Origin of the sequence: Methylibium sp., from assembly GCF_031393925.1 — a bacterium.
Lineage (GTDB): Bacteria > Pseudomonadota > Gammaproteobacteria > Burkholderiales > Burkholderiaceae_C > Methylibium.
On sequence record NZ_JANMWL010000057.1, the window covers coordinates 1 to 8,323 of the forward strand.

Below are 8,323 nucleotides of genomic sequence, written 5' to 3' on the forward strand. Positions count from 1 at the left end.
GCGCAGCGGTTCGGGCGTGCTGAGCGTGAGGGCAGTGTTGGTATGCCTCGCCATATTGCTCGGCGACGACGTGGTTGCGGCCGCGTCACAACCAGCCCCAAATCACACGATCACTTATCAGCAACCAAAGCCCCCCGAACCCGCTGAGAGCGCCAGCGCAAATGAGCGCGACACCAAGCAACTGCCGCTTGTTGTAGAAGTAAAGGCGATGCCCGAGCGCACTCAGGAGGAACGTGCCGATCAGGCCGCAGAACGCCACGATAAAGCGGATACCGATAGATGGCTTGTCCGACTGACTGCGATCCTGGCCGTTGCCACCGTCCTGCTTGTTATCGCTACGGGCTTCCTGTGGAACGCCACTAAGCAATTGGTCGGCGGGGCCGAGGACACTGCTAAACGGCAACTTCGCGCTTATGTGTTTGTCGGGGAAGCCGAGATCATTCATGCCGGCACTAACATGGTTGAAGCTGCAATTAAGATCAAAAACTTTGGCCAAACCCCGGCGTATGACGTGACCATATCCACGGCGGCCCAAGCCTTCAACATCCCCGGAGACATCGCTTTTGCGCCAACCCCTGTAGGCCCCGATTCGAGTCGATTTGTTTTTGGCCCGGGAGCGGAGGGGCGTCACAGCATTCCACTTCACATCCTCATTGGGGAACCAGAAGCAATGTCTGGACTTAAAGCCGGGGAAGGTGCCTTGTATGTCTACGGAGAAATTCGTTATCGTGATACCTTTAGACGACAAGTAGGGACGCGATTCCGCTTCGTAATCGGCGGAAGCGTGGGCTGGCCCAGCGATAACAGGATGGTGGTATGCCAAGAGGGCAACGAAGAAGATTACACATAGAGTACCGGCCTGTCGCCTCCGACTGTGCGCGGCAGTTGGTGTTCTGTCAAGTACTGCGTAATCGCCCTTATTAGCCTTCACCTGTAACTGCCATTGCTTCGCCTCGAGTGCGGCGTGAAGCGACGTTCTCAGGGCTTGCTCGGACCCAAAGTCCACTCGAGGCGCAGACCCACAATCGTTGCGGCCGCGCCGCTGCGCCCGCCCGGATGCCAGACTTGCTGCAGCAGTGGCTGCAGCGCGAGGCTCGGCAGCGGCAGCCAGCGCGCGCCAACTTCGAGCGCGGTTTCGTTCGATGCGCTGGCCACGCCGAGTGCCGCCTGCGCTGCGCGTTGGGCGCGAGCAAAGCGGGCGACCGCAACACCAGCGGTGAACGCGCTTGGACCGCCTTCACCGAGCGGCCGCTCGACCATCACGCCGGCATCGAACGCAAGGTCGACCCCATTGACACGCCGGTTAGCGGCACCGGCGCGAACGAAGCCGGTCGTGCGGGCAGCGTCGCGGTCAAACAGCAGCGTCTGTGCGAGCGCGTAGACGCCCTGGTTAGGCTGCGGCGCGCCGCCATCGACGCGTTCGCTGCGCTGGGTATAACGCCACGTGCCGATGCCCCAATGGCCGGGCTTCGGTCCGTCGGCATCACGCTCTTGCCAGCCGAACTCCGCGACCAGCAGCGCGCCGTCGTCGCGGCGAAGCCGGATCACGGTGCGCCCCGGGTTGTCTGGGTCGCCCGGCACACCGTCGATCGCAGCGACCTGAACATAGTGGCCGTCGGCGAGCGACTGGCGAATTCGAAGGCTCAACCCCAGGTTCGGAAAGATCGATGGGCCGTTTCGGCCGCTTTGCGAAAAATCGATCCCGATACCAAACGACGGATGGATCAACAGGCCAGACGCGTCGGTCGCGTAAAACTCCGAATTGAGGTCGTATAGGCCGAACAGCACGCGCGTGCCGGACGTCTTGAACTCGCGTTCGATCCAACTCGCATACATCCGCGCAGCGCTCTGCGCGACTTCAAGGTTGCTGATGCCTTGCACAGTGGCCACGCGCCGGTTCGGTTTGCCGCCGTGGTTCCACAGTAATTCGGTATGCAGCGCGGTGTCGTCCCAGCCCAGGAGCGCCGCGGCATCGCCATCGACGCGCAAGTTCAGGTTGCCGACGCCAGTGGTCAGGCGCGGCGCGTTCGTGCGCAGCAAGTCGGTCTTGTAGACGCCGCCCCATTTCCACACGTTTGGCGCCTGCGCCGCGTCGTGCTGTAGATCCTCCGACGCTGCACTGACGGCGAAACAGGCGAGGCTTGCGACTATCACGGCTGCCAGCGGCGCGCAGCGCTGCACGGATGGGTTGCGCGTGTTCGCAATTGTCGAGAACGAGTGCGGACGGCGCATAAGCCTGGGCGTTTTGTTTATTGGACGGATGGCTTGCGTCGGTTCACCTCAATGCGAACCGAGTATTGTCGGCCCATTGCCGATCAACACGTCTCGGGGGTGCGCGCCGACATGCTGGAGTACATCGCCGAGCCGCACCGGAAGCCGACTGATGGCCAATCACCAGGAACACGACCATTCGCGGGGTCACGACCACGGCGCTCGGGCTCGTGGTGGCGGTCATCACCAACATGGCGACCCGAATGACCACGGGCGTGCATTCATCATCGCCATCGCACTGAACTCAGGGTTCGTCGCTGTGGAGTTTGCCTATGGGTTCATTGCCAACTCGACGGCACTGATGGCCGATGCCGGACACAACCTGTCCGACGTGCTGGGCTTGCTGCTGGCCTGGGCTGCAACCCGGTTGGCGCGCAGGTCGCCCAGTGAGCGCTTCACTTACGGGCTGCGCAGCACGTCCATCCTGGCGGCCCTGGCCAACGCCATGCTCCTCTTGCTTGCATGCGGGGCCATTGGCTGGGAGGCTCTTCACCGCTTCTCGCAGCCCCCTGCGGTGGCGGGCATGACGGTCGTGGCGGTGGCGGGCGTCGGCATCGTCGTGAATGGTCTGTCGGCGTGGTTGTTCATGAAAGACAGCGAGGGCGACCTCAACATCCGCGGCGCCTACCTGCACATGGCAGCCGACGCTGCGGTGTCGCTGGGTGTGGTCATCGCAGGTCTGATGATGCTGGTCACCGGCTGGTATTGGCTCGATCCGGCGATCAGCATCGTGATCGTCGCGGTCATCGTGTTCGGTACTTGGCGCTTGCTGAGGGAGTCCTTGCACCTGGCCTTGAATGCGGTCCCGCCGAACATTGATTTGTTGGCGGTGGCCGGGTATCTGCGAGAGGTCCCGGGCGTGGCCGACATCCACGATCTGCATATATGGGGCATGAGCACGGTCGAGAGCGCACTGACGGTGCATCTGATCATGCCGGACGGCTACCCCGGCGACGCCGCGCTCGACAGCATCACCCGTGCGCTGCGCGAGCGGTTCTCGGTCCATCACAGCACGCTGCAGGTCGAACAGGGCACGACACAGCACGCCTGCAGTCTTCAGAGCTCACCACCGGCCGCCGTCCATGCCCATTGACCGGCGTTTCGCTCGCGCACCGCGCGGCGGCCTGCTGGCGTTGATGGCAGCTGCACCGTTCGGGCTCATCAACACGCCACGGGTGGAGCACTTCGGACAGTCATCGAAGATCAGCAGCGGCACCCTGGCCAGGGCTTACAGCGCCGCCGCGTCGATGGCGCGCAGCCACAGGGTCTTGCCGGCCAGCGCGAACGGCGCCGAGTACCGCACTTGCTCGAACTGCTCATGGCAATCGCTGTGCTGTTCACGCGGTGCCGGCTACCCAGGCCGGCACATCCGCTCCACCTTCTACGAACCGAACGGCATCTTGCCGTCTATGGGGCGCCGATTTAATGAAAATCGGGAGCCCCGGCGGTCAGTCTGACCCCTAGCATTCAGCGCATTACGCGGCGCCCGTCGTGGCGTCTTTTGTTCACGGAGTGCCTTCCCAATGAGACTGCTGTTGCTTGCCTGGCTGTGCTGGGCTCTGTCGGCCGCGGCCGCCGCACCGGCCATGGGCGCGTCGGAATGGAAAGACGACCTGCGGCCGATTGCCGACGCACAGTGGACTGCGGCTTCTGCGGCGCACTTGCTGCAGCGCGCCGGCTTTGGGGGCAGCCCTGAAGAAATCGCCGCCCTGACCGCGCTGGGCCCGCGCGAGGCCGTACGACGCCTGGTGCGCTGGCAGTCCGTGCCCGAAGATTTTGTCGCCTTCGACGAATCGGGCTTGCACGACCCCAGCCTGGAGCCCTTCCCGGCTTCGCGGCCCGCCGCGACGGACGCCGCCAAGCGCGACGGCCAGTCGATCGGTGTGGCCGCTAAACCCGCCGGTAACCGTCGGCTGCAGCCGGTGACCAACAAGTTCTTCTACTGGCTGCGCGCCAGCCGCCTGGAAACCCACCGCCTGTCGTACTGGTGGGCGCAGCGCATGCTGGTGACGACGCGCCCGCTGCAGGAGAAGATGGCGCTGTTCTGGCACGGCCATTTCGCCACCAGTGAAGAAAAGGTGCGCGACTACCGCAAGATGCTGCGCCAGAACATGCTGTTGCGCGAGAAGGGCAACGGCAGCTTCCGCGAGCTGCTGATCGGCGTGGCGCAGGATCCGGCCATGCTCGCCTACCTGGACGCCGGCGTGAACGTCAAGGGCGCGCCCAACGAGAACTTCGCGCGCGAGATCATGGAGATGTTCACGCTCGGGGTGGGGCACTACAGCGAGCAAGACATCCGCGAAGCCGCCCGCGCCTTCACCGGCTGGAACGCGCAGGATCTGCAGTTCACCATCGATGCGTCCCGCCATGACGACAGCATCAAGCGGGTGCTGGGGCGCGAGGGCCCGCTGGATGGCGTCGACGTGATCGACACCCTGCTGGCCCAGCCCGCCGCCGGGGAATTTATCGCCGGCAAAATCTACACCTATTTCGTGCGCCAGGATCTTTCACCGGTGCTGCGTACCGAATTGGGCGCGCGCTTTCGGGCCAGCCGCTACGACATTGCCGAGCTGCTTGAAACCATTTTCTTGTCGCGGGACTTCTACAGCAAGGCCTCGGTGGCCAGCCGCGTCAGGCCGCCAGTGGAGTTGGTGGTGTCCACCTACCGCATGGCCGGCTTGAGCCAGGTGCCGGGCGTGCCCGACTTCAACGAAGCCACCGAATCGCTCGGGCAAAAGCTGTTCTACCCGCCCACCGTGGCCGGCTGGGCCCAGGGGCGCAGCTGGATCACGCCGGGGCTCTTGATTGCGCGCAGCAACTTTGCCTACGACATGGTCTACCCGGACATCAATTTCATCCCGCCCGACCGCTACCCCTCGGGCGACTTCAAGATCCGTGAACTCAGCGACAAGCTCGCCCTGGGCATGGACGTGAGCAGCGCCACGCGTCTGGACGGCGTCGACTTAAGTTCCACGTCCATGCAGATGGCCGACCGCGACGAGGAATTCAACACCCGCCTGGCGAGTTACCGGGGCTGGCAAATGGCGCTGGAGCGAGTCAAGCCGATTGCGCGCACCACGGCCCGGCTGGATCTCTCGCGCATGGTGCTGGGCGACGGCTGCCGCACCGCCACCGACGCGGTCGACGCCCTGTTGCGCCGCTTCGTCGTCGCCCCGGTGGCGCCGGCCACCCGCACGCGATTGGCAGAGTTCCTCGAGCGCGAACTCGGCACCGCTGACCTCGCCGCCGCGCACAGCTACCTCGATGAGCCCTTGCGCCAGACCCTGCACCTCATCCTCTCCTTGCCCGAATACCAAATCGGCTGACCCCCCATGCACAAGCCCTCTTCTCCCGCCGGGCTGCTGCGGCGACGCGCCGCGCTTCAAGCCGGCTTGATCGGCGCCGGCTGGCTCACCGGCCTGCCCGGGGCCTTGCAGCAAGCCTGTGCGGCCGCGCCCGTGCGCGATGACAAACGCATCCTGGTGGTGCTCGAGCTGTCGGGCGGCAACGACGGTCTCAACACCCTGGTGCCCTACGGCGACGATGCCTACTACCGACACCGGCCGAAGCTGGGCATCCGGCCCAAGCAACTGCGCGTGATCGATGAGCACCACGGCTTCAACCCCGGCATGGCCGGTTTCGAGCGCCTGTACAAAGACGGGCGCATGGCGGTGGTGCATGGCTGCGGCTATGCGCAGCCCTCGTTCTCGCACTTCACCTCGATGGCGTACTGGCACACCGCCATGCCCAACAGCGGCGAGGAATACGGCTGGATCGGCCGCTTGGCCGATGCGATCGATCCGAAGCTCACGCCCAACTTCGTGATCAACATCGACGAGACCCAGTCGCTGGCAGTGCGCGCCCGTCACCACCTGCCGGTGTCCTTCGACGACCCCAAGCGTTTTATCCGCAAGGGCCTCTATGAACAGCGCCGCTTGCTCGACGCCGTACCCGAGGCCCAAGCGCACGACACACCGAGCCTTCGCTTCATGCGCGACGTGGCCGAGAGCGTGCACGAATCCTCCCGACTGGTGCGCGAGGCCTGCGCCCGCTACAAGACCCCGGTGGACTACGGCATCGTCCCACTCGACCTGCCCAAGATCGCCGCGCTCATTGCCGCGGACATGCCCACACGCCTGTACTACAGCGCGTTCCGCCGCAACGCCTTTGACACCCACGTGCAACAGGCCGAACTCCATCAGCGTCTGCTCACCTATGCGTCTGACTCGGTGGCGGGATTCATGCAGGATATGGAGCGCATCGGTCGCGCCAAGGATGTGACCTTGCTGGTGTTCTCGGAGTTCGGCCGGCGCGTGCCTGAAAACACCAGCCTGGGCACCGACCACGGCACCGCCAACCACATGTACGTCATCGGCCAGCCGGTGCGCGGCGGCCACTACGGCACCCTGCCCAGCCTCACCCAACTCGATGAGGGCGACAACCTCATCCACACCACCGACTTTCGCCGCGTCTATGCCAGCCTCATCGAAGGCTGGCTCGGCGCCGACGCGCAGCAGGTGCTGCGTGGGCGGTTCGAGGGGTTTCCGATCTTCGGGTGAGGCGCAGGGTGGTGCGTGAGAGGGCGAGCGCAGGAGGCTTCGTGTCGAAAAGCAATCGATGGCCACAGATGAGGGCCTGTTCGAGCCTTGGGGCAATGGCACCAACTACGCCCTAGCGCCGCCGAGGCAACTCCGCCCCTGTGGTAATCCGAGCGGGTATCCGGATTCGGTCGAGAGGTAGTCAATTGGAAAGCGCCACTTCTGAAAGCGACGTATTTCCTGGTGCCGGCTGTCCGAATCGAACGGACGACCTTCCGCTTACAAGGCGGTCCGCGTGGTATCCGAATAGGTCTTTCAGCGTCCAATTTCTTTGGGTTTACAGGGCTACATTGTCCTAGGAGGACTTTGACCATCCGCTAGTGTCCCGCTACAGTGGTATCCGAAGTGGTATCCAGATTGAGGCCAAGATGGCAAGGGCGACACGCTGGACGGAAGAGAAGATCAAGGCACTCAAGTTGCCTGCCGGGAAAGCCGAGCAGCGGGTGCTCGTCGAGCCTGGCCTGTACCTCTATCTGCGCCAGCGCACAGGCGGCGACGTTGCCAAACAATGGCAGTTCCGGGCACAGGTCGATGGCATTCGCCGTTGGCTGTCGCTGGGCGCGTTCCCAGCGATCGGGCTGGCGAAGGCGAACGCCGAGTTGTTGATGCACCGAACGGCGCACGAATCAGCCAAGAAGGGCGAGGCTGACCACCCGGTAATTGCTGCCCGGTTCGCGCGCAAGGCGGCCAAAGCGCAACCGACGGTGGCCGAAGTGTTCGCAGAATGGCTGGCCGACAAGCGGATGGGCAGCGCGCGCAAGGGGGGCATTCCCGTTCGCGAACGCACGATCAACGTGCTGATCGAGAACTTCGACCTCGACATTCGCAACCGCATCGGCGACGCCAAGATCGCCAAACTGGCCCGCGAGGGTGTGCAGGCCTGCATTGACGCGCCTCGCAAGCGCGGTGCGCCTGGTGCAGCTGCACATGTGTTCCGTACTCTGCGGGGCCTGACGACGTTCGCCATCAAACGCGGCCACATCGACGGCGCCGACCCAATGCGCGGCATCGAGAACCCGAGGCCGTACCGCCCTGCCCCGGTCAACGCCGCGAGCGACGCCGAGCTGCTCGCCCTGCTGCGATTCGTGGACGAGTCGAAGCTGTGGGAGGCGACCAAGCTCGCGATCGAGTTCCAGTTGCTTACCGGCGCGCGGCCGAGCGAGGTCCGGCTACTGACCTGGGACGAGGTCAACATGACCCGCGCGCAGTGGACGATCCCAGCGGAGAAATTCAAGTCGGGCCGCGAGCACCGTGTGCACCTGTCAAAGCAGGCCCTGTCGATCATCGATCGCGCCAAGGTGATCCGCGGAGCCAGCCCGTATGTGTTTCCCGGCGCCAATGCGGGCGACAAGAAGCCAGCCGCTGCGCTGGAAAAGATGGCCGTCGCCCGCGCTCTTTCACGCATCGCCGAACGTACCAAGGACGAAGGGGGCAAGAAGCTGCGACCGCACGAC

7 protein-coding genes are annotated in these 8,323 nt (G+C 64.4%); 6 read left to right on the forward strand and 1 reads right to left on the reverse strand.

Annotation, left to right across the window (positions count from 1 at the left end; all coding sequences use genetic code 11):
- Positions 1-850 (forward strand): hypothetical protein (locus RMO12_RS03830; protein WP_309638264.1); only part of this gene is annotated, 850 nt, incomplete at its 5' end.
- Positions 851-978: 128 nt separating this feature from the next.
- On the opposite strand, the gene RMO12_RS03835 is transcribed toward RMO12_RS03830, so the two are convergent.
- The gene (locus tag RMO12_RS03835) at positions 979-2,232 is read right to left on the reverse strand and encodes a carbohydrate porin (RefSeq protein WP_309638265.1); all 1,254 of its coding nucleotides are present in this window, start codon (positions 2,230-2,232) and stop codon (positions 979-981) included.
- 151 nt (positions 2,233-2,383) lie between these two features.
- On the opposite strand from RMO12_RS03835, the gene RMO12_RS03840 reads away from it, so the two are divergent.
- From RMO12_RS03840 to RMO12_RS03860, 5 genes are all read left to right on the forward strand, one after another.
- Positions 2,384-3,364, forward strand: coding sequence for a cation diffusion facilitator family transporter (locus RMO12_RS03840; protein ID WP_309638266.1), 981 nt, complete (start codon positions 2,384-2,386; stop codon positions 3,362-3,364).
- Positions 3,354-3,728 carry a hypothetical protein gene (locus tag RMO12_RS03845; protein WP_309638267.1) on the forward strand — a complete coding sequence of 125 codons (375 nt, stop codon included), beginning with the start codon at positions 3,354-3,356 and terminating at the stop codon, positions 3,726-3,728. The genes RMO12_RS03840 and RMO12_RS03845 overlap by 11 nt, the downstream gene beginning before the upstream one ends.
- A gap of 66 nt (positions 3,729-3,794) precedes the next feature.
- Positions 3,795-5,597: a DUF1800 domain-containing protein gene (locus RMO12_RS03850; protein ID WP_309638268.1), complete on the forward strand. Its 1,803-nt coding sequence runs from the start codon at positions 3,795-3,797 to the stop codon at positions 5,595-5,597.
- A 6-nt stretch (positions 5,598-5,603) separates the two neighbouring features.
- Positions 5,604-6,830, forward strand: coding sequence for a DUF1501 domain-containing protein (locus RMO12_RS03855; RefSeq protein WP_309624731.1), 1,227 nt, complete (start codon positions 5,604-5,606; stop codon positions 6,828-6,830).
- Between the two features lie 359 nt (positions 6,831-7,189).
- Positions 7,190-8,323, forward strand: a 1,134-nt coding sequence (locus RMO12_RS03860; RefSeq protein ID WP_309638269.1) for a tyrosine-type recombinase/integrase, incomplete at its 3' end; no start/stop codon positions are given.

Excerpts from the sequence above, each read along its gene's own strand:
- RMO12_RS03835 (WP_309638265.1), bottom strand. The coding sequence starts at position 2,232 with ATGCGCCGTCCGCACTCGTTCTCGACAATTGCGAACACGCGCAACCCA.
- RMO12_RS03840 (WP_309638266.1), top strand. The coding sequence starts at position 2,384 with ATGGCCAATCACCAGGAACACGACCATTCGCGGGGTCACGACCACGGC.
- RMO12_RS03845 (WP_309638267.1), top strand. The coding sequence starts at position 3,354 with ATGCCCATTGACCGGCGTTTCGCTCGCGCACCGCGCGGCGGCCTGCTG.
- RMO12_RS03850 (WP_309638268.1), top strand. The coding sequence starts at position 3,795 with ATGAGACTGCTGTTGCTTGCCTGGCTGTGCTGGGCTCTGTCGGCCGCG.
- RMO12_RS03855 (WP_309624731.1), top strand. The coding sequence starts at position 5,604 with ATGCACAAGCCCTCTTCTCCCGCCGGGCTGCTGCGGCGACGCGCCGCG.